The 20,956-nt window shown below is 69.3% G+C and carries 20 protein-coding genes and 1 tRNA gene; 9 read left to right on the forward strand and 12 right to left on the reverse strand.

Features of this window, described 5'->3' with window-relative positions:
• Positions 1-12: 12 nt before the first annotated feature.
• The 10 genes from GGQ83_RS17380 to rplU form a co-directional block, all read right to left on the reverse strand.
• A complete protein-coding gene (locus GGQ83_RS17380) occupies positions 13-1,110 on the reverse strand; it encodes an endo-1,4-beta-xylanase (RefSeq protein WP_311728573.1) in 1,098 nt (365 codons plus the stop codon).
• Between the two features lie 2 nt (positions 1,111-1,112).
• Complete coding sequence (locus GGQ83_RS17385; RefSeq protein WP_184386246.1) at positions 1,113-1,979, reverse strand: ferritin-like domain-containing protein; 867 nt, start codon at positions 1,977-1,979, stop codon at positions 1,113-1,115.
• A 104-nt stretch (positions 1,980-2,083) separates the two neighbouring features.
• Positions 2,084-2,497: a F0F1 ATP synthase subunit epsilon gene (locus GGQ83_RS17390; protein WP_184386247.1), complete on the reverse strand. Its 414-nt coding sequence runs from the start codon at positions 2,495-2,497 to the stop codon at positions 2,084-2,086.
• Between the two features lie 172 nt (positions 2,498-2,669).
• Positions 2,670-4,109 carry a F0F1 ATP synthase subunit beta gene (gene atpD / locus GGQ83_RS17395; RefSeq protein WP_184386248.1) on the reverse strand — a complete coding sequence of 480 codons (1,440 nt, stop codon included), beginning with the start codon at positions 4,107-4,109 and terminating at the stop codon, positions 2,670-2,672.
• Positions 4,110-4,119: 10 nt separating this feature from the next.
• Entirely contained in the window at positions 4,120-4,998 is an 879-nt protein-coding gene (locus GGQ83_RS17400) for a F0F1 ATP synthase subunit gamma (protein WP_184386249.1), read from the reverse strand.
• A 20-nt stretch (positions 4,999-5,018) separates the two neighbouring features.
• Entirely contained in the window at positions 5,019-6,551 is a 1,533-nt protein-coding gene (gene atpA / locus GGQ83_RS17405; protein ID WP_184386250.1) for a F0F1 ATP synthase subunit alpha, read from the reverse strand.
• Between the two features lies 1 nt (position 6,552).
• Entirely contained in the window at positions 6,553-7,143 is a 591-nt protein-coding gene (atpH, locus tag GGQ83_RS17410) for an ATP synthase F1 subunit delta (protein WP_184386251.1), read from the reverse strand.
• Between the two features lie 105 nt (positions 7,144-7,248).
• Positions 7,249-8,244 (reverse strand): GTPase ObgE, encoded by a 996-nt coding sequence (obgE, locus tag GGQ83_RS17415; RefSeq protein ID WP_184386252.1) that lies wholly within the window; start codon positions 8,242-8,244, stop codon positions 7,249-7,251.
• Between the two features lie 171 nt (positions 8,245-8,415).
• A complete protein-coding gene (gene rpmA, locus GGQ83_RS17420) occupies positions 8,416-8,685 on the reverse strand; it encodes a 50S ribosomal protein L27 (protein ID WP_184386253.1) in 270 nt (89 codons plus the stop codon).
• A 16-nt stretch (positions 8,686-8,701) separates the two neighbouring features.
• Positions 8,702-9,022, reverse strand: a complete 321-nt coding sequence (rplU, locus tag GGQ83_RS17425) for a 50S ribosomal protein L21 (RefSeq protein WP_184386254.1) — start codon at positions 9,020-9,022, stop codon at positions 8,702-8,704.
• A 208-nt stretch (positions 9,023-9,230) separates the two neighbouring features.
• On the opposite strand from rplU, the gene GGQ83_RS17430 reads away from it, so the two are divergent.
• From GGQ83_RS17430 to GGQ83_RS17465, 8 genes are all read left to right on the forward strand, one after another.
• Positions 9,231-9,320 (forward strand) — tRNA-Ser (locus GGQ83_RS17430).
• Between the two features lie 400 nt (positions 9,321-9,720).
• A complete protein-coding gene (phnD, locus tag GGQ83_RS17435) occupies positions 9,721-10,791 on the forward strand; it encodes a phosphate/phosphite/phosphonate ABC transporter substrate-binding protein (protein ID WP_184386255.1) in 1,071 nt (356 codons plus the stop codon).
• On the forward strand, positions 10,788-11,543 hold the full coding sequence (gene phnC, locus GGQ83_RS17440) for a phosphonate ABC transporter ATP-binding protein (protein WP_184386256.1): 756 nt from the start codon (positions 10,788-10,790) through the stop codon (positions 11,541-11,543). Before phnD ends, phnC begins: the two co-directional genes overlap by 4 nt.
• Entirely contained in the window at positions 11,540-12,313 is a 774-nt protein-coding gene (gene phnE / locus GGQ83_RS17445; protein WP_311728579.1) for a phosphonate ABC transporter, permease protein PhnE, read from the forward strand. The genes phnC and phnE (GGQ83_RS17445) overlap by 4 nt, the downstream gene beginning before the upstream one ends.
• On the forward strand, positions 12,310-13,110 hold the full coding sequence (gene phnE, locus GGQ83_RS17450; protein ID WP_184386257.1) for a phosphonate ABC transporter, permease protein PhnE: 801 nt from the start codon (positions 12,310-12,312) through the stop codon (positions 13,108-13,110). The genes phnE (GGQ83_RS17445) and phnE (GGQ83_RS17450) overlap by 4 nt, the downstream gene beginning before the upstream one ends.
• Before the next feature lie 85 nt (positions 13,111-13,195).
• Positions 13,196-14,542, forward strand: coding sequence for an ABC transporter substrate-binding protein (locus GGQ83_RS17455; protein ID WP_184386258.1), 1,347 nt, complete (start codon positions 13,196-13,198; stop codon positions 14,540-14,542).
• A 77-nt stretch (positions 14,543-14,619) separates the two neighbouring features.
• Positions 14,620-16,284, forward strand: coding sequence for an ABC transporter permease (locus tag GGQ83_RS17460; RefSeq protein WP_311728582.1), 1,665 nt, complete (start codon positions 14,620-14,622; stop codon positions 16,282-16,284).
• Positions 16,281-17,321 (forward strand): ABC transporter ATP-binding protein, encoded by a 1,041-nt coding sequence (locus GGQ83_RS17465; RefSeq protein ID WP_184386259.1) that lies wholly within the window; start codon positions 16,281-16,283, stop codon positions 17,319-17,321. The genes GGQ83_RS17460 and GGQ83_RS17465 overlap by 4 nt, the downstream gene beginning before the upstream one ends.
• Positions 17,322-17,466: 145 nt before the next feature.
• Here the strand turns inward: GGQ83_RS17465 and GGQ83_RS17470 are convergent, their stop codons facing one another.
• Together GGQ83_RS17470 and GGQ83_RS17475 are read right to left on the reverse strand one after the other, a co-directional pair.
• Positions 17,467-18,459: a Bug family tripartite tricarboxylate transporter substrate binding protein gene (locus GGQ83_RS17470; RefSeq protein ID WP_242535193.1), complete on the reverse strand. Its 993-nt coding sequence runs from the start codon at positions 18,457-18,459 to the stop codon at positions 17,467-17,469.
• A gap of 78 nt (positions 18,460-18,537) precedes the next feature.
• Positions 18,538-19,578: a phosphotriesterase family protein gene (locus GGQ83_RS17475; protein WP_184386261.1), complete on the reverse strand. Its 1,041-nt coding sequence runs from the start codon at positions 19,576-19,578 to the stop codon at positions 18,538-18,540.
• A gap of 230 nt (positions 19,579-19,808) precedes the next feature.
• Here GGQ83_RS17475 and GGQ83_RS17480 point away from each other — a divergent pair, with 230 nt between their 5' ends.
• A complete protein-coding gene (locus GGQ83_RS17480; RefSeq protein ID WP_311728586.1) occupies positions 19,809-20,954 on the forward strand; it encodes an efflux RND transporter periplasmic adaptor subunit in 1,146 nt (381 codons plus the stop codon).
• The last annotated feature ends 2 nt before the right edge of the window (positions 20,955-20,956 follow it).

Here is a 20,956-nt window from a genome sequence, read left to right on the forward strand (position 1 = left end):
CGGGGTCGGGCACTAACCGCCCAGCACCCTCCCCAAGGCCGCATGGAAGGGCTTGGGGCGGAGCGCCTCGTCGAAGGGCAGGCCGCGGGTGCGCTGGCCGTCCGCGCGGGCCACGCCGGGCTCCTCCGCCAGCCAGGTATTCCGGTCGGTCAGGCCCCAGGTCAGCACGGTGCGGACCCCGCCCTCCACGGCGGCAGAGAGGAAGCGGGTGACATAGTCCGCCACCGCCGCGTCCCGTTCGGCGATGCTGGGCGCGAGCTGGTCGGGCTCGCGCACATCCAGCTCGGTGATGAGCACGGCCAGGCCCAGGCCGCGCAGCGCCTGGACGAAAGCCAGGAAGGGTTCCGCCCGGAAGGGGTCGCGCATCTGCAGATGCGCCTGGATGCCCACCGCGTCCAGCGGCACCTGCCGCTCCACCAGCCGGCGGACAACGCGCAGCAGGCGCTGGCGCTTGGCCTCGGCCCAGGGGGTGTCGGCCTCCACGCCGTAATCATTCAGCGTGAGGCGCAGCGTGGCGTCGAGCCCCCGCGCGAGGCGCAGCGCGCGTTCGAGATAGCCGGGCCCCAGCGCGCGGAGCCAGGGTGTGGGCCGCAGGTCGTCCTGGGTGGGGCTCGGGTTGTCGCTGCCCGGGGGGTTGGCGATGATCTCGTTCAGCACGTCCCAGTCGCGGATGTAGGAATGGGTCTCGCGCAGGACGGCGGTGAAATGCGCCTCCATGACGGCGGCGGCGCGCGCCTCGCCCTGGGCCAGGGCCGGTTCGAGCCAGGCGGGGTTCGCGACATGCCACAGCAGGGCATGGCCGCGCAGCCGTTGCTGATGGGCGCGCGCGAAGAGGGCGATGCTGCGGAGCTGCCCGAACTCGAAGCGCCCGGGCTCGGGCTGCAACGCGTCCCACTTGGCCTCCCATTCGGGCACCAGAATCTCCGCCTCGCGCGCCACCAGGGCGGCATAGGCGGCGTCAGATTGCAGCAGGTCGTGGCGGACGGCGGTGCCGAAGGTGATGCCCCGCGCGCGGGTGGCGGCGCGCAGACCCTCGGCCTGGGCGGCGCTGCCGCGTGGCAGGAAGGGGGTGGCCGCGGCGGCCAGCGCCAGGCGACGCGGCAGGCGCACGCTCAGGCGGCCTGCTGGGTGGGAAGGGCGTTGCCATTGGCCGCCGCCTCCCGCGCCATGGCCTGGCGGTAGCGATCCCGCCGCCAGCAGAGCAGCTTCCAGGCGGCGCGCGCGGCGAGGCCCGAGACGCGGCCGCGCGGCTCCAGTCCGACGGACTTGAAGATCATGCCCATGCCGCGCTCGATATGGCGAAAGCGATAGAACCCCATGGCTCGGCCCATGTAGCCGGTGATGCAGCGGTTGTGCTCATAGGCCACGCCCGGCGCGTCATTGCTGCAGTGGAAGGCGAAGGCGAGCTCGTCATCCTCCGTCTCGCCCACGCGGCCCAGCGCCACGCGCAGCCGGCGCGGGAAGGAGAGGTTCTCGCGCGCCAGGTAGCGCTTCATGTGATCATAGAAGAGCTTGAAATGGCGGTATTCATCGGCGGCGATGAGGCGGCAGATCTCCTTCAGCACCGGCTCATCCGAGGCCTCGCCCAGCGCGGTGTAGTAGCTGCTGGTGCCCGTCTCGACCATGCAGCGCGCGATGAGCTCGCCCGTGCGGGAGCCGCGGATGGAGGCATCGGCCTTGATGTCGATCGTGTAGCCGGCGCGGTAGCGCGCAAAGGCGGCCGGGTAGTCGAAGGAAGGGTCGGCCAGGCTGGCCCAGCGGCCCAGCGCATCGCCATGCTGCACCTCTTCCACGGCCCAATTATCGGCGGCGTATTGGAAGTCCGGGTCGTCGCGGAACACGCTCTTCAGGTACAGGGCGTAGTCATCGCCATTGCGCTCGACCATCGCGGCGGCCTTGACGAGGGGAACCACCTCCGGGTCCACCTTCGACGGGTCGAAGCGGTCCCAGGCAACCTGATCCAGTGTCCAGTGCTTCATGCCTGCGCGACCCCTGCGCCGGCGTCCCGGCCTGCGTTTCCCATGACGACGGGGCGAACCTGCCCCGCCTAGCCCTTAGGAGATGCGCCGGGAACCGCGCCTTTTCAAGCCGCTTGCGCGGCGTCCTTCATGGCGCGCATGGCCAGGAGGTGGTTCATCGCGGCCTCGCGCTTCTCGGGCGTGTCATTGGCGGCGGCGGCCTGATAGTCGCGCTCGGCGGTCTCGATCAGGCGCTCGGCCTCGGCGCGGGAGAGGTTGGCCACCGGCACGGCCGTGTCGGCCAGGACGGTGACGCGGGTGGGGCCCACCTCGGCGAACCCGCCGCGCACGAACATGCGCTCCGTCTCCTGGCCGTTCTCGCGCACGGAGATCACGCCGCCGCGCAGGGTCACGATCATGGGAACGTGCCCGGGCAGCACGCCCATGTCGCCTTCGGCGGCGGGAATGATCACCATCTCGACGGGCCGGGAGAGCAGCAGCTTCTCCGGCGAGACGAGTTCCAGTTCGAACGTGGCCATCCGCGCCCCCAACTTCCCAACAACCGGCGCGCCCAAAGAGACGGCGCGCCAACCTCAGAGTATCCGGCCGCAACGCGGCCGGCGCCGCCCAACCGACCTGCCCTTCAGGCGCGCCAGTGGCGCGGCGTAGCCAAGGCGGCGCATGCCGCCGCCCGGCGCCTGAGGGCTTAAGTCAAGCCGCCTGCTTCAGCTTCTCGGCCTTCGCCACGGCCTCTTCCACCGTGCCCACCATGTAGAAGGCGGCTTCCGGCAGGTGGTCGTACTCGCCCTTGCAGATGGCGGCGAAGCTGCGGATCGTGTCCTCCAGCTTCACGAAGACGCCGGGCGAACCGGTGAAGACCTCGGCCACGTGGAAGGGCTGGGACAGGAAGCGCTGGATCTTGCGCGCGCGCGCCACGATCAGCTTGTCCTCTTCCGACAGCTCGTCCATGCCGAGAATGGCGATGATGTCCTGCAGCGACTTGTAGGTCTGCAGGATCTTCTGCACTTCACGCGCCGTCTCGTAATGCTCGGTACCCACCACGCGGGGGTCCATGGCGCGGCTGGTGCTGTCCAGCGGGTCCACGGCCGGGAAGATGCCCAGCTCCGCGATGGAGCGGTTCAGCACCGTCGTCGCGTCGAGGTGCGCGAAGGAGGTCGCAGGCGCGGGGTCGGTCAAGTCGTCGGCGGGCACATAGATGGCCTGCACTGAGGTGATCGAACCCTTCTTGGTGGAGGTGATGCGCTCCTGCAGGGCACCCATGTCGGTGGCCAGCGTCGGCTGGTAGCCCACCGCCGAGGGGATGCGCCCGAGAAGCGCTGAAACCTCGGCGCCCGCCTGGGTGAAGCGGAAGATGTTGTCCACGAAGAACAGCACGTCCTGGCCCTGCTCGTCGCGGAAGTATTCCGCGATGGACAGGCCCGACAGCGCCACGCGGGCGCGCGCACCCGGCGGCTCGTTCATCTGGCCATAGACCAGCGCCACCTTGGAGCCCTCGGTGCCGCCATCATCCTGGAGCTTGATGACGCCGGCATCCACCATCTCGTGGTAGAGGTCATTGCCCTCGCGCGTGCGCTCACCCACGCCGGCGAAGACGGACACGCCGCCATGCGCCTTCGCGATGTTGTTGATGAGCTCCTGGATGGTGACCGTCTTGCCCACGCCGGCGCCGCCGAACAGGCCGATCTTGCCGCCCTTCAGGTAGGGGGCCAGCAGGTCGATCACCTTGATGCCGGTGACGAGGATCTCGGCGCTGGTCGCCTGGTCCTCGAAGGAGGGGGCCTCGCGGTGGATGGTGTAGGTCTTCTCGGCCTTCACCGGCCCGCGCTCGTCAATCGGCTCGCCGATCACGTTCAGGATGCGGCCCAGCGTGGCGTTGCCGACCGGCACGGAGATGCCCGCGCCCGTGTCCGTGACCTCGGAGCCGCGGACGAGGCCGTCCGTGGTGTCCATGGCGATGCAGCGCACCGTGCGCTCGCCCAGGTGCTGCGCGACTTCGAGGACCAGCGTGACCTCGCCGATCTGCACCTTCAGCGCGTTCATGATGTTGGGCAGCTCGGAGGGGAACTGCACGTCCACCACGGCGCCGAGCACCTGGGTCACCTGACCGACATTGTTCTTCATGGCCTGCATATCCCTCGGGTCAGAGCGCCTCAGCGCCGGAGATGATCTCGATCAGCTCGCGGGTGATGTTCGCCTGGCGTGTGCGGTTGTAGTTGAGAGTGAGCTTGTTGATCATGTCGCCCGCGTTGCGCGTGGCGTTGTCCATGGCCGTCATGCGGCTGCCCTGCTCGCCCGCGGCGCTGTCCAGCAACGCGCGATAGACCTGGATGGCCAGGTTCTGCGGCAGGATCTGCGCGAGGATTTCCTCCTCGGACGGCTCATATTCGTAGATCGGCGCGGGGCCCTCGGCCGGCGCCACCTCGGGCAGCGGCGCGGGGATCAGGCGCTGCTCGACCGGCGTCTGGCTGATCACGTTGCGGAAACGGTTGTAGACCAGCGCGCAAACGTCGAACTCGCCCGCCTCGAACATGGCGGAGACGCGCGCGGTGATGTCCTGCGCCTCCTCGAAGCCGACGCGCTTCTTGCCGGCGAAGGTGATCTCGCCCACGAAGCGGCTGGCGAACTCACGCTTCAGATAGGCCGCGCCCTTGCGGCCCACCGACAGAATCTTGACCGTCTTGCCCTCGGCCTCCAGCGCCCGGATGCGGGCGCGCGCGAAGCGGCCCACATTGGTATTGAAGGGGCCGGCCAGGCCGCGATCGGCCGTGACCACCACCAGCAGATGGACCTTGTCGGCCCCGGTGCCCACCAGCAGGCGCGGCGCGTCCGGGTTGCCGGTCACGGAGGCGCCGAGCGAGGCCAGCATGCGCTGCATTCGCTCGGCATAGGGACGGGCGGCCTCCGCCTGGGCCTGCGCGCGGCGCAGCTTGGCGGCAGCCACCATCTTCATCGCCTGCGTGATCTTCCGCGTGGATTTCACGCTGTTGATCCGCGTACGCAGTGCCTTCAGGCTGGCCATGGGCGTCTATTCCAGCCTGATCAGGTGAAGGACTTGGCGAAGTCGTCCAGGAAGGCGACCAGCTTGGCCTCGACATCCTTCTTGATCTCACGATCCGTGCGGATCGAGGCCAGGATGTCCGGCGCGCTGGACTTCAGCCCGGAGAGCAGCCGCGCCTCGAACTCACCCACCTTGGAGATAGGCAGCTTGTCGAGATAGCCGCGCGTGCCGGCGAAGATCGCGACCACCTGCTCCTCGACCGGGACGGGCTTGAACTGGGGCTGCTTCAGCAGCTCCGTCAGGCGCGAGCCACGGGCCAGCAGCGACTGGGTGGTGGCGTCCAGGTCGGAGGCGAACTGCGCGAAGGCCGCCATCTCACGATACTGGGCCAGCTCCAGCTTGATCTTGCCGGCCACCTGCTTCATCGCCTTGATCTGCGCGGCGGAACCGACGCGGCTGACCGAGATGCCGACGTTCACCGCGGGGCGGATGCCCTTGTAGAACAGCTCGGTCTCCAGGAAGATCTGGCCGTCCGTGATCGAGATCACGTTGGTGGGGATGTAGGCACCCACGTCACCAGCCTGCGTCTCGATGACCGGCAGGGCCGTCAGCGAACCCGCGCCGAACTCGTCGTTCATCTTGGCCGCGCGCTCCAGCAGGCGGCTGTGCAGATAGAACACGTCGCCCGGATAGGCCTCGCGGCCCGGCGGACGGCGCAGCAGCAGCGACATCTGGCGGTAGGCGACGGCCTGCTTGGACAGATCGTCATAGAAAATGACCGCGTGCATGGCATTGTCACGGAAGAACTCGCCCATCGCGCAGCCCGTGTAGGGCGCGAGGAACTGCATCGGCGCCGGGTCCGACGCCGTGGCGGCCACGATGATGGAGTATTCGAGCGCGCCGCTCTCCTCCAGCTGCTTCACCAGCTGGGCCACCGTCGAACGCTTCTGGCCGATGGCGACATAGATGCAGTAGAGCTTCTGCTTCTCCTCGCCCGAGGCGTTGATCGTCTTCTGGTTGATGATCGTGTCCACGATCACGGCCGTCTTGCCGGTCTGGCGGTCACCGATGATCAGCTCGCGCTGGCCACGGCCGATGGGGATCAGGGCGTCAATGGCCTTGATGCCGGTCTGCATGGGCTCATGCACCGACTTGCGCGGCATGATGCCGGGCGCCTTCAGCTCGGCGCGGCGGCGGACCACATCCGTCAGCGGGCCCTTGCCGTCGATCGGGTTGCCCAGGCCGTCCACGACGCGGCCCAGCAGGCCCTTGCCCACGGGCACGTCCACGATGGCGCCGGTGCGGCTGACCGTGTCGCCTTCCTTCACGCCCTTGTCGTCGCCGAACAGCACGACGCCGACATTGTCGGTCTCGAGGTTCAGCGCCATGCCCTTGATGCCGGCGGAGGGGAAGTCCACCAGCTCACCGGCCATCACGTTCTGCAGGCCATAGACGCGGGCGATGCCGTCGCCCACCGTCAGCACCGTGCCCACCTCGGCCACATTGGCCTCGGCGTCGAAGCTCGCGATCTGCTGCTTCAGGATCTCCGAAATCTCAGCCGGACGGATTTCCATCTCAGGCGGCCCCCTTCATGGCGAACTGCAGGCGCTGCAGCTTGGACTTGAGCGAATTGTCGTAGAGACGCGAGCCAATCCGGATGATCAGCCCGCCGAGAACCGAGGAATCCACCTTTTCCGCCAGCTTCACGCCGGAGAAGCCGGCCTCGGTCAGACGGGCCGTCACGGCGGCGCGCTGCGTGTCGGTCAGCGGGAAGGCGGTGGTGACATGCGCGACCTGCTGGCCGCGCCGCTCCGCGAGCTTGGCGCCGAAGGCGGCCGCGATCTCGGGCAGATGCGACAGGCGGCGATTCGCGATCAGCACGCCCACGAAGTTGATGATTTCCTTGCCAGCCCCGGCCTTGGCCAGCAGGGCGAAGATCGCGCGCTGCTGGTCCGCGGCGGAAAGCCGGGGGTCCTGCACGAAGGCCCGGAAGGCCTGGTCCTCGCGGTAGAGCTTGAACAGCCCCTCAAGGTCATTGGCGATACGGTCCAGCGCGCCGGCATCGGCCTGGCGCGCATCATCCGCGAGGCCCAGGAGGGCCAGCGCGTAACGCGCGGCAACGCCGCCATTGGCTGGCGCGTCGGTGGAAATGGTCTCGGCGCCCACTGTGCGGTCCCGGTCCTGTTCCTGAAAGCCGGAGGGGCCATCCCCCGTCGGCGGGCGGGCCTTAACATAGGGATTGCTGCACGGCAACCAAGCGAGGCTGCCTCTTCACCCCTTCGCGCGGATCATGTCCATCAGACGGCGCAGGATTTCGGGCACGCCCTCCCCCGTCGCGCCCGAGGCGAGCATCACCGGCGCGCCCACCGCGCGCTCCAGCGCCTTCATCCGTGAGGTGCGGGCCTGGGGCGTCATGGCATCCAGCTTGTTCAGCACCACGATCTCGGGCCGGTCCTCCAGCCCTGCGCCATATTCGGTCAATTCGTGGCGAATGAGGCGGTAGGCGCCGGCGGGGTCGGCCTGGCTGCCGTCAATCAGGTGCAGCAGCACCTTGCAGCGCTCGACATGGCCCAGGAAACGGGTGCCGAGGCCGGCCCCCTCCGAGGCGCCCTCGATCAGCCCCGGAATATCGGCCAGGACGAATTCCTCGGTGGCGTTGAGGCGCACCACGCCCAGCTGCGGGTGCAGCGTGGTGAAGGGGTAGTCCGCGATCTTGGGCTTGGCCGCCGTCACCGCCGCCAGGAAGGTGGATTTCCCGGCATTGGGCAGCCCCACCAGGCCGGCATCCGCAATCAGCTTCAGGCGCAGCCAGACCCAGCGTTCCTCGCCCGGCCAGCCCTTGTCGGCGCGGCGGGGGGCTCGGTTGGTGCTGGTCTTGTAATGCGCGTTGCCGCGGCCGCCATCACCGCCCTGGCAGAGCAGGACGCGCTTTCCGGCCTCATCCAGGTCCGCGATCAGCGTCTCGCGGTCCTCGTCCAGGATCTGGGTGCCGACGGGGACCTTCAGGACCACGTCATCGGACGCCGCCCCGGTGCGGTCGCTGCCCGCGCCGTTGCCGCCCTTGCGGGCCTTGAAGTGCTGGGCGTAGCGGTAGTCGATGAGGGTGTTCAGCCCCTCCACCGCCTCGGCATAGACGCTGCCGCCGCGGCCGCCATTGCCGCCATCGGGTCCACCGAATTCGATGTATTTCTCGCGTCGGAACGCGATGACGCCGTCACCGCCATCGCCCGACTTCAGATAGACCTTGGCTTCGTCGAGGAATTTCATTGTCTGTGCCGCCGCGCGGGTAGCCGCCACGCCAACCCTACCCGCGCGGCGGCAAGGGGGGGCAGGCCCCCCCTACACCCCCCCGGAATTGGGGCGCGGGCTGGCGGGGCCGGAAACGAAAACGGGGGCCGCGAAGGGCCCCCGCCTGAATAGATGCCAAGTTCGGCGCGGTCACTCCGCGGCGAGCTTGGGCGCCTCGATCGAAACATGCACGCGGCCTTCGGCCTTGCGCTCGAACTTCACATGGCCCTCGATCAGGGCAAAGAGCGTGTGGTCACGGCCGACGCCGACATTGCGACCCGCCTTCATCTTGGTGCCGCGCTGCTTCACCAGGATGTTGCCGGCCAGCACATGCTCGCCACCGAACTTCTTCACGCCAAGCCGCTGCCCGGGAGAGTCGCGGCCGTTGCGCGAGGAGCCGCCTGCCTTTTTATGTGCCATCTGTGGTGTCTCCTGTTCAGGCGGCCGCGCCGATGCTGGCCACGCGCAGCACGGTCATGTGCTGGCGGTGGCCGCGCTTGCGGCGGCTGTTCTTGCGGCGGCGCTTCTTGAGGATCAGCACCTTGTCGCCGCGGGTCTGCTCGAGCACGGTGGCCGTCACGGCCGCACCGGGAACGGTGGGCGCGCCGATCTGCAGCCCGCCCTCGCCGCCCATGGCCAGCACCTCATGGAAGGTGATGGTGGCGCCGGGCTCGGCCTCCAGCTTTTCGACGGTGAGCACCGCATTGGGTGTCACCCGGTATTGCTTTCCGCCGGTGCGGATCACTGCAAAGGTCATCACACGCGCCTCTCGGGCCGCCGCGTGGCGTAAACGGGCCCGCATCACTTGAAAATGGGTCGGCAGCTCATGGGCGAACCCCATGAACCACCACGGGCGACACGCCAGCGCCGCCCGGGAGTGGGAGCGTTTAGGGTCCGGGCGATGGGGAGTCAAGCGGTGGGGCGGTTGCGCTGGGCCGCGGGGCCGACTATGAACGCGCCCGTTCGGACAGGTGGCGGAGTGGTCGATCGCGTCGGTCTCGAAAACCGAAGTAGGTGCAAGCCTACCGTGGGTTCGAATCCCACCCTGTCCGCCAGGCCCCTTATCAGTTCCCGCCAATCCCTACCCGACTGACGCTCAGAGGCAGGAACAAGCGCCACACCTCCCGTTCCTGTCTGGGATTTCATCTTGCCATGCATGCCTGTCCATGGCTCTCGCGCGCGTCCTCATAATAGCGCCCTTCCGCCAAAAGGCTTCCCTGCCTGCGGGGCAGGATCAGGACCAGCGCCGCAATGCCTTGGCGGTGGAAGGCGCGGCCACCGCTTCAGGCAGACGCCCACCCAGCCAACCTCCGAGAAGTGAAGCCCCGACCAAGCCGCCAAGGCAGGACCACGCATTGTCCAGTGCAACGCCGACGCCCCCGTTGCCTGGGCTCTATCTGTCCCCAAGAATCATGCTTAGATTTGTGACATAAATGTTTCAGTTGGGAGAACGCCATGAAAATCATCCTCTTCGGTGCGGCATTGCTGGCTGGGGGTGCGCTGCTGCCATACCCCGGCGCTGCCCAGCCGGCCTGTGAGCACCGCGGGGCGCTGGACGACGGCTATTGTGACGCGAACCGCGACATGGTCGCCGACGCCCCGACCGACCCCGCGCGGTTGCGCAATCCCTCCACCCTCGTCTTCGCCTATACCCCGGTGGAGGACCCCGCGCTCTATGCCAGCCAGTTCCGCCCGTTGCTGGAACACCTGACGCAATGCACCGGCCGCCGCACGGTCTATTTCCAGGTGACGTCGAACGCCGCGCAGGTGGAGGCCATGCGCTCGGGCCGTCTGCACATCGCGGGCTTCTCTACCGGCCCCACCGCCTTCGCGGTGAACCTGGCCGGTGCCGTGCCCTTCGCGCTCAAGGGCAATGCGGAGGGTTTCGAGGCGTATCGCGTGGTGGTGCTGACGCGGGCGGATTCCAACATCCGCACCATGGCCGATCTGCGCGGGAGGCGGGTGGCGCACACCTCGGCCACATCCAATTCGGGCAACCTCGCCCCCCGCGCCTTCTTCCCCGGCCTGGGCGTGACGCCGGACACCGACTACCGCGTGGTCTATTCGGGTGGGCATGACCGCAGCGTGATGGGCGTGAACTCGGGCGATTTCGACGCCGCGCCGGTGGCGTCGGACGTGTTCAACCGCATGGTCGCGCGCGGCCAGGTGCGGGCGGAGAATTTTCGCACCATCTGGCAGTCGGACCCCTTCCCGACCAGCAGCTTCGCGCTCGCGCACGACCTGCAGCCCGAACTGGCCCAGCGCATCCGGCAATGCTTCCTGGACTATCGCTTCCCGCCGGCGCTGGTGCGCGACCTGGGCGGCAATGACCGCTTCTGGCCCGCCACCTACCTGGAGCACTGGGCGCCCGTGCGCGCGGTGGCCGATGCGGTGAACGCCCCCTACACCCGCAGCGCCTTCGACGCCGAAAGCCGCCGCGAACTGGAGGCCGAGGCCCGCCGCCGCGCCGCCCGCGAACAGCAGCAACAGCAGGCCCCGGCCGCGACGCCGCCCCGCACCCAATGAGCGGCGGCCTCTCCATCCGGGGCCTGAGCAAGGCCTATGTCCCGGGCAAGCCGGTGCTGCGCGACATCAACCTGGACTTCGACGGCCAGGGGGTGACGGCCATCATCGGGCCCTCGGGCACGGGCAAGTCCACGCTCATCCGCTGCATCAACCGCCTGGTGGAGCCGACGAGCGGCAAGGTCCTGCTGGATGGGCAGGACCTGGTGCCGCTGCGCGGGCGCGCGCTGCGCCTCGCGCGGCGGCGGATCGGCATGGTGTTCCAGGAGTACAACCTCGTGGAACGCCTGGCGGTGATGGAGAACCTTCTCTCGGGCCGCCTCGGCTATGTGCCGCTCTGGCGCGCCTGGCTGCGGCGCTACCCGCAGGAGGACATCGACCGCGCCTTCGCCCTGCTGGACGCGGTGGGCCTGCCCGAGCACGCGACGCGCCGGGCCGACGCACTCTCGGGCGGGCAGCGGCAGCGCGTGGGCATCGCGCGCGCACTGATGCAGCGCCCCGCCTTGCTGCTGGCCGATGAGCCCACCTCCTCGCTCGATCCGCGCACCGCGGTCGAGGTGATGGAGTTGCTGACGCGCCTGGCCGGCGAGCAGGACGTGCCCGTCATCGTGAACATCCACAATGTGGAGCTGGCGAAGCGCTATTGCGGCCGCATCATCGGCATGCACCAGGGCAGCATCGTCTTCGACGGCCCGCCGGAAAAGCTGATGCCCGAGCACCTGACGCTGATCTATGGCGGCGAGGACTGGATGTGACCCGGCGCCAGGCCTTCGCGTCCAACTGGCAGGGGCGCACCGCACTCATCGCGCTGGCGATCTACTGCGTCTATGCGGCCATGCAGCTCGACATCTCCTGGGCGCGCATCGCGGTCGGGCTGGGCGAGGGTGCGCGCTTCCTGGGCCGCATGTGGCCCCCCAATTTCGAGCGCTGGGACACGCTGGTAGAGGGGCTGGTGGAAAGCCTGCAGATCGCGGTGCTGGCCTCGGCACTCGGCATCGTCATCTCGCTGCCGCTGTCGCTGCTCGCGGCGCGCAACCTCTCGCCCTGGTGGATCAGCGGCCCGGCGCGCGCCTTCATCGCGCTGTGCCGGTCGCTGCACTACGTCATCGTGGCGATCCTCTTTGTGAAGGCGGTGGGCTTCGGCGCGCTGGCGGGGGTGGCGGCGCTCACGGTCGCCTCCATGGGCTTCATCGCGAAGCTCTTCGCGGAGGCCATCGAGGAGATCAGCATGAAGCAGGTGGAGGCGGTGCGCGCGACGGGCGCGGGGCGCCTCGCGGTGCTGCTCTATGGCGTGCTGCCGCAGGTGGCTTCGCGCTTCGTGGGCTTCTGCATCTACCAGCTTGATTCCAACCTGCGGAACTCGACCCTGGTGGGCATCGTGGGGGCGGGTGGCATAGGCGGCACGCTGTTCGCCGCCTTCAAGCGCTTCGACTATGACTTCGTGGCGGCCATCCTGCTCTCCATCATCGCGATGATCTTCCTGGCGGAAGTGATATCCGCCCGCATCCGCAAGGCCCTGCAATGAGCGCCGCCCTCGAGCGCGAATGGTCGCGCTTCACACCCCGCCAGCGCATCGGGCGCTGGTTCCTGTGGCTCGGGCTTGTCGCGGCCTGTGTCTGGGCTGTGCGCAGCATCGAGATCATTCCCGAATTCCTGGCCGATGCGCCGGAACAGATGGCCGACCTGCTGGTGCGGATGTGGCCGCCGGACCTCGGCCACTACCGCGGCGGCGTGCATGACGCGCTGATCGAGACGCTGCACATCGCGACCCTCGGCACGGTGCTGAGCTTCACCATGGCCGTGCCGCTCGCGCTGCTCGCCGCGCGCAATGTCTGCCGGGCGCCACCGCTGAACGCGCTGGCGAACCTGTTGCTGGTCGCCTCGCGCAGCGTGAACTCGCTGGTCTGGGCGCTGCTGTTCGTGGCCGTGTTCGGACCTGGCGCGCTGGCGGGGGTATTGGCCATCGCCTTCCGCTCGGTCGGCTTTGTGGGCAAGCTCCTTGCGGAAGCGATCGAGGAAACGCCGCGCGGGCCCATGGAAGCCATGGACGCCGTCGGCGCGCCCTGGGGTCACCGGATGCTGAAGGGGCTCTGGCCCCAGGTGCAGCCGGCCTTCTGGGGGGTCGCGCTGTTCCGCTGGGACATCAACGTGCGCGAATCCGCGGTGCTGGGCCTGGTGGGCGCGGGGGGCATCGGCGTCGCGCTGGATGACGCCATCAACTTCTTCCACTGGGATCGTGTGGCGACGATCCTGCTGGCCATCCTGGTCGTGGTGCTGGTGGCGGAGGTGGTCGTGACCAGGCTGCGAAAACGCCTCATCTGACTTGCATCGCAACTTTTCGTATGACAGTTTGATGACAGCAACGGGGAGGTTGGGCATCGTACCCAACCCCAGGGGAGACGCCACCATGCACATCGCCGCCACATCCCGCCGTGGCCTCCTGGCCGGGGGCGCGGCCCTTGGCCTTGCGCCCCAATCGGTGCGCGCACAGGCCGCGCTGGAGCCACGCGTCGTCATCGTCACCAGCTTCTCGCGCGACGTGACCACCCCCTTCGTGCAGGCCTTCGAACGCGCCCATCCCGGCACGCGCGTCGAGGTGCAGAACCGGAACACCACCGCCGCCGTCGCCTTCATCCGCGAGACGCGCTCCGCCCCGCCCGATCTCATGTGGGCCAGTGCGCCCGATGCCTTCGAGGTGCTGAAGGCGGGCAATTTGCTGGCCCGCCCGCAGATCGATACCAGCGGCATTCCGGAACGCATCGGCGGCCAGCCCACCCATGACGCGGATGGGCGGTATTTCGGCTTCGCCGTCTCTGGCTACGGCATCATGTACAACACGCGCTACATCCGCGCGAACCGCCTGCCCGCCCCGCGCGAATGGGCGGATTTGAAGAACCCCGTCTACCAGAACCACATCGGCATCTCGGCGCCGAGCCGTTCGGGCACCACGCACCTCACCATCGAGACCATCCTCCAGGGCGAGGGCTGGGCGCCTGGCTGGGCGCTGCTGCTCGAGATCGCGGGGAACTACGCCCAGGTCTCGGACCGCTCCTTCGGCGTGCCCGATGCCGTCAACAGCGGGCAGTATGGCATCGGCATCGTGATCGACTTCTTCGGGCTCTCGGCCAAGGCTTCGGGCTTCCCGGTGGAGTTCGTCTATCCCACCGTCACCACGCTGGTGCCGGCCAATATCGGCGTCATCGAGGGCGCGTCGAACCCCAACGCGGCGCGTGCCTTCGTGCAGTTCCTGCTCTCGCCCGAAGGGCAGGCGGTGCTGTTGAACCCGCGCGTGATGCGCCTGCCCGTGCGGCCGGAAACCTACGCAAACGCGCCGGCGGACTTCCCCAACCCTTTCACCAACCCGAACCTGGGCGCGCGGGTGCGCTTCGACAGCGCCGTGTCGGAGTCCCGGTACGAACTGCTGAACAGCCTCTTCGACCGCCTCATCACCTTCCGCCTGCGCGAGCTGACCGATGCCTGGAAGGCCGTGCACGCGGCCGAAGCGGCACTCGCCCGGCGCGACAATGCCGAGGGTCGCCGCCTGGTGGCCGAGGCCCGCGCCAAGCTGACCGCGGTGCCGGTGACGGAGCAACAGGCCTCCGACCCTGCCATCGCCGGCGCCTTCCGGGCCACGCGCCCCGACCGCCCCGCCGCCGGCCGCCAGGCCGAGTATGAGGAGCAGTGGGACCGCTACGCCGTCGCCACCTTCGGCGAGGCGCGGCAGCTCGCCGAACGCGCCCAGCGCGCCCGCTGACGCAGGTGTCGGCCACCGTCCAGCCCGCGCGTCCCCTCTTCGCCCGCATGCGCACGGAGGCCTCGCCCATTCAGGTCGTGGCCGCGCTCTTGGTCGCGGCTTTCCTGCTGGCCTTCCTGATCGTACCGGTCGGGCGCGTCTTCGTGGTGGCCTTCCAGGCCGGGGATGGTGGCTTCACCCTGGTCCACTTCGCGGATTTCTTCCGCACCAGCCTGTTCATCGAGAGCTTCTGGAACAGCCTGTATGTCGCATCCATGAGCGTGGTCTTCGCCTCGCTCATCGCCGTGCCGCTGGCGGTGATCCTGGCGCGCTACCGCTTCCCGGGCACGGCGCTGATCACGACGCTGGGCGTGCTGCCGCTGGTGATGCCGCCCTTCGTGGGCGCGGTCGCCATGCAGCTGGTCTTCGGCCGCAACGGCACGGTGAACCTGCTGCTGATGGACTGGTTCGGCTTCCGCCTGGAGCTGATGGAGGGGCTGAACGGCGTCATCTTCGTGCAGTCGCTGCACTACTTCCCCTTCATCCTGATGAACCTCACCGCCTCGCTGTCCAATGTGGACATCTCGATGGAGGAGGCAGGGCAGAACCTGGGCGCGAAGAACTTCACCCTGCTGCGGCGCATCGTGCTGCCGCTGGCGCTGCCGGGCTATCTCGCGGGCGCCAGCCTCGTCTTCGTGAAGGTCTTCGACGACCTGGCCACGCCGCTGCTGCTGAACGTGACGAACATGCTGGCGCCGCAGGCCTATCTGCGCGTGACCTCGGTCGGCCTGGGCGACCCCATGGGCTATGTGATCAGCGTGATCCTGGTGGTGGTCTCCGTCGCCGCCATGGGCCTCGCCGCGCTCCTGCTGCGCGGGCGCGACTATGCCACGCAGCAGCGCGGCGGCGGCGGGCTGGGCCGGCGGGAACTGACGCGGCGGGGCCTGATCCTGTGCTGGTGCTTCGTGGTGCCGGTGCTGTTCCTGGTGCTGGCGCCGCATTTCGGCATCCTGCTGCTCAGCCTCGCCACCATCTGGTCCTTCAGCCCGCTGCCCGATGCCTTCACGCTGCAGCACTACGGCACGGTGCTGCAGGAGACGCCGCAATTCATCACCAACACCCTGCTCTATTGCGGGCTGGCGGGGCTGATCGACGTCGTCATCGGCGTCACCATCGCCTGGCTGGTGCTGCGGACGAAATTGCCCGGGCGCAAGCTGCTGGACATGGCAGCAATGTCGGCACTGGCGGTGCCCGGCCTCGTGCTGGGCATCGGCATCTTGCGCACCTATTTCGACGTGAAGCTGTGGGATGGGGCGTCGCTTGCCACCTCCTGGATCATGCTGACCATCGTGCTGGCGGTTCGGCGGCTGCCCTATGCGCTGCGCGCCTCCACCGCCGCGCTGCAACAGGTGCACCGCAGCCTGGAGGAAGCGGCCGAGAACATGGGCGCGGGCAAGGTGACGACGTTGCGTCGCATCGTGGTGCCGCTGATGGCGGGCGGGCTGGCCGCCGCCTTCGTCACCAGCTTCGCCACCGCCGCGGTGGAATTGTCCGCCACGCTGGTGCTGGCCACGCGCGACGTGGACGCACCGCTCTCCTACGGCATCTACATCTACATGCAGAGTGCCGCGGGCCGCGGCCCCGGGGCGGCGCTCGGCGTCATCGCGGTGCTGGTGGTGGCCATCTGCACCTTCGCCGCCCACCGCTTCGCCGAGCGCGAACGCAGCCGCCGCACCCGCAGCAGTGATCCGAGGGCCGAATGAGCGAAGCCGGTGTCGATGTCCAGTCCGTCAGCTTCGGCTACGGCGCAACCCGCGTGCTGGAGGATGTCTCCCTCACCGTGCGCAAGGGCGAGTTCTTCGCCTTCCTCGGCCCCTCAGGCAGCGGCAAAACCACCCTGTTGCGCCTGATCGCGGGCTTCGGCCAGCCCGAGCGCGGCCGCATCATGATCGGCGGGCGCGACGCCACGCGCCTGGCCCCCTGGGACCGCAATGTGGGGCTGGTGTTCCAGAGCTACGCGCTTTGGCCGCACATGACGGTGGGCGAGAACGTGGCCTTCGGCCTGGAACAGCGCCGCGTGGGCCGCGCCGAGCGCGACCGCCGCGTGCGTGCCGCGCTGGACCTCGTGGGCCTCGCGCACCTGATAGACCGCCGCCCCGCGCAACTCTCCGGCGGGCAGCAGCAGCGCGTCGCCATCGCCCGCACGCTGGCCATCGAGCCCGAGGTGCTGCTGCTGGACGAACCGCTGTCCAACCTCGATGCCGGGCTGCGCGCCGGCGTGCGGGCGGAGCTGGTGGAGCTGCAACACCGCCTCGGCCTCACCACCATCCTGGTCACGCATGACCAGGAGGAAGCCAACGCCGCCGCCGACCGTATGGCGGTGCTGAACGAGGGCCGGGTGCTGCAGGTGGGCGCGCCCACGGAACTCTATGACCACCCGGCGAACCGCTTCGTGGCGGGCTTCCTCGGCACCGCCAACATGCTGGAAGGCGAACTGGCGGCAGATGGCTTCCATGCGGGCGGCCTGGTGCTGCCCGTGGCCGAGCCGGCCCCGCCCGGCCGCGCCACCCTGGCACTCCGCCCCCAGGCCATCACCCTGCTGCGCGAGGGCGGCGCCCTCCAGGCGCGCGTGCTTCGGGCGGAATTCCTGGGCGGCCATGTCCGCTACACGCTCGAAGCGGGCGAAGGCTTACGCCTTGTGGCGGAGGAACCGCATCTGCGCGGCCTGGCTCCGCTCGCGGCCGGCTCCGCCATCGGCATGGCGCTCGACCCCGCCCAGGCCACGCTCCTTCGCCAGTAAGGAACGCCACGACGGCACGCGCCGCCTGTCTGGTCGCGCATGGCGAATACCTGTTCGCAACGGAACAGGGCGAACTCTTCGCCACCGCGCCCAACCGCCTCCCGCCCCTTGCGCCGGGGCGGGGTGGGGAAACGGCGAAGCGCCCTTATTCCAGGCGCAGGCCGATACGCGCCACCACCTCGCGGTAGATCGCGAACTGGCGGTCCAGGAATTCCCGCGTCATGGCCGGCGTGCTGTTCAGCTCCGGCACGGTGCCGGTCGTCTCCAGGCGCTCCCGCACGGTCGGGTCCGCGATGGCCCGGGCGGCGGCGCGGCCGATGGCCTCCACGATTTCGGGCGGCATCCCGGCGGGACCGGCGAGCACGGTCCAGCTGGCCAGTTCATAGCCCGGCACGCCCGCCTCCGCGATGGTGGGCACATCCGTGAAGTTCGGGTCGCGCCTGGCGGTGGTCACGGCCAGCAGCCGGAGCGAACCGGCGCGGATCTGCCCGATGTTGGAGCCGACGGTGTCAATGGCGAAGAGCGTCTCGCCCTTCATGATCGCCTCGGCCGTCTGCGAGCCGCCGCGATAGGGGACGTGCACCGCCTCGACGCCGGCCGACTTGCAGAAATACTCCGAGGCCAGGTGCGCGATGCCGCCCACGCCCGAACTGGCATAGGAATACCGGCCGGGATTGGCGCGCATGCGGTCCAGCAGTTCGCGCATCGTGGTGATGCCGCTGTCGCGCGACACCAGAAGGCCCATGGTGCTGAGGCCGAACAGGGCGAGCGGCGTGAAATCCTCGGTCGGGTGGTAGCGGGCGGCCGCGGCCCCGGAGGCAGGCGCCACCGCGAAGGTCGAGGCCGAACCCACCAGCAGGGTGTAGCCGTCGGGCCTGGCCCGCCGCACCACATTGGCGCCCAGCGCGCTGCCCGCCCCGGGGCGGTTGTCCACCACGGCGCGGCCGCTCTCGGAGAGGAACGGGCCGAGCTTGTCGGCCAGCAGTCGGCCGGCCATGTCGGTGGCACCCCCGGCCGCGAAGGGGACGATGATGCTGATCACCCTGTCCGGGAATGAGGCGTGGGCGGGCCCCGCGCCGATGGCGAGCGTGGCGGCCGCGCCAAACGCCCCAAGACCAAGGCTGCGTCGTTCGATCATTGTTTCCCCCGGGGATGCTGTTCTTGTTCGCGCGGCCATGGCACGCGATGGCGCCCCGGGAGTCAACACGGCGCGGCCTCAGATGAAGGTCAGCAGCCGGCGCGGATTGCCGACCATGATGGCCTCGATCTCCGCCTCGCTCCAGCCGCGCTTGCGCATGTGCGGCAGCACCGTCTTCTGGATATGGGCATAGCCATGCCCGCCCCATTCGCTGAACTGGATGGTGTGGCAGATGTCGTGGCTGATCACGACCTGCGCCAGGTGCCCGCGGTCGATCACGCGGCGGATGGCGCGCAGGCGCATGCCGTCATTGGGCATGTCGATGTCCGCATGCGCGTAGTAGGTGTTTTCCTGCCCGAACAGGTCCCATTCCAGGATCACGCCCGCATCGGCCAGGCGGAACAGCCGGTCATCGTCGAAGATGGTGCGGTCGATGTGGTCGATGATGGTGCGCGACAGGTCGGCGCCATGGGCGCGCAGGAACTCCACCAGCATCCAGGGATGGTCCTCGTGCCGCGCGGGGTGGATGGTGAGCGCGGCGCCCGTCTCCTGCTGCGCGATGACGGCGCCGGCCAGCACGCGCTTCTCCAGGTCGGTCCAGGGCCATTGGCAGCCGATCTCACCCACGATGCCCGCGCGCACATCGGTGCCCCAGGCGCCCTGCTGCACCTGGTCGATCATTTCCCGCGCGAAGCTGTCCACGCTGCGGTCGTGGTTCGCGGGGTCCTGGTAGTCATGGACGTAGTGGCCGCAGCCCATGACGATATGCGCGCCTGTCTCCCGCGCCACCTGGACGAGGCCCTCGGGGTCCGGCTCCAGCCCGCCGATGGTCAGCTCCACCACCGTCTTCCCGCCGGCCGCCATCATCTCGGCCGTCGCGCGGGCCGCTACGGCGCGATCCTTCTGGGTGGTGTTGCGGATGTCCGGCTCCTGGCCGTTCAGGAGGTCCCAGTAGCGCCCCGGTTCCGGCCCGCCCGTGATGGCGGGGTCGCGCTGGGCAGGGTGGGTGATGTTCCAGATCAGGTGCTCGTGCATCAGGGTCGGGCCCAGCTCGGCCGGGTCCAGCAGGCCCAGCACGGTCTGGGCCTTTCCTCGCATCGCGTCGCGTGTCAAGCGCATGGCGTTCCGTTCTCCCTGAAAGACGGCCGGTGACAGCTGAGGCCCTCTCGGGGAATGCGGTCAACCCAGGCGCTTGCGCGGCGGAGCGTGCCGCCGGCTGCCACAAAAAGTAACTGGAAACCTTCCAGTATCCCAATATACAGGAAGCTCCGCCCCACCAACGAGGTTCCATGTCCCAAGCCGGCCTTCCGCCCCAGCCACGCCTGCCCGGAGCCCTCCGGCGGCAGGCGGTGCCCCTGCTGGCGTTCGCGCTGGCAATGCTGGCGGCGGGCTGCAACGAGGCGCCCTCGCGGGCCACCGCCGCGCAACCCGCCACGCCGCCGCCCGTCGCCGTCACGGTGATGACGCTGCGGCGCGCGGAAGTGCCTGTCACCACGCTGCTGCCCGGCCGGACGGCACCGCTGCGGGTCGCGGAGGTGCGGCCCCAGGTGGGCGGGCTGCTGCAACAGCGCCTGTTCACCGAGGGCGAGCAGGTGGCGGCGGGCCAGCCCCTGTTTCAGATCGCCGCCGCCCCCTTCGAGGCCGCGGTGCAGCGCGCCGAGGCCGCGCTGGCCCGCGCCGAGGCGGCGGAGCGCGCGGCCACCGGCACCGCCAACCGCTACCGCACCCTGGCCCGCGCCCAGGCGGTGAGCGAGCAGAACCTGGAGAATGCCGAGGCCACGCTGCGCCAGACCCGCGCCGATGTGGCCTCCGCCCGCGCCGCCCTGGAAACGGCGCGGATCGACCTCGGCTATACCGAGGTGAAGTCGCCCATCGCCGGGCGCACGGGCCGCGCCAACGTGACCGTGGGCGCCCTGGTGACGGGCAGCCAGGCCGCGCCGCTGGTCACCGTGGCGCAGTTCGACCCCATCTATGTGGACCTGACCCAGCCCAGTGCGCGGCTGCTGCAACAGCGCCGCGACGTGGAGAGCGGGGCGCTGCGCCGCGACTCCGCCGACCGCGCGGTGGTGCGGCTGCTGCTGGAGGATGGCTCCGAATACCCGCATGCGGGCGAGGTGCAGTTCTCCGAGGTCATCGTGGACCAGGGCACCGGCTCGGTCACGCTGCGCGCCATCTTCCCCAACCCGGACCAGATGCTGCTGCCCGGCATGTTCGTGCGCGCCCGCGTCGAGGAGGGCATCACCGACCAGGCCCTGCTGGTGCCGCAGCGCGCGGTGCTGCGCACGCCGCGCGGCGAGCCCATGGCCTTCGTGGTGAATGGCGAGGGTGTGGTGGAACAGCGCGTGCTGCGCGCCAGCCGCGCGGTGGGCAATGACTGGCTGGTGACCAGCGGGCTCAACCCCGGCGACCGCGTGGTGCTGGAGGGGCTGCAACGCATCCGCGCCGGCGCGCGCGTGCAGCCCACCGAAGGCCCCCTCGCGGCGGTCGGGGGCTGAGG

It is taken from the genome of Roseococcus suduntuyensis, assembly GCF_014196305.1.
GTDB lineage: Bacteria > Pseudomonadota > Alphaproteobacteria > Acetobacterales > Acetobacteraceae > Roseococcus > Roseococcus suduntuyensis.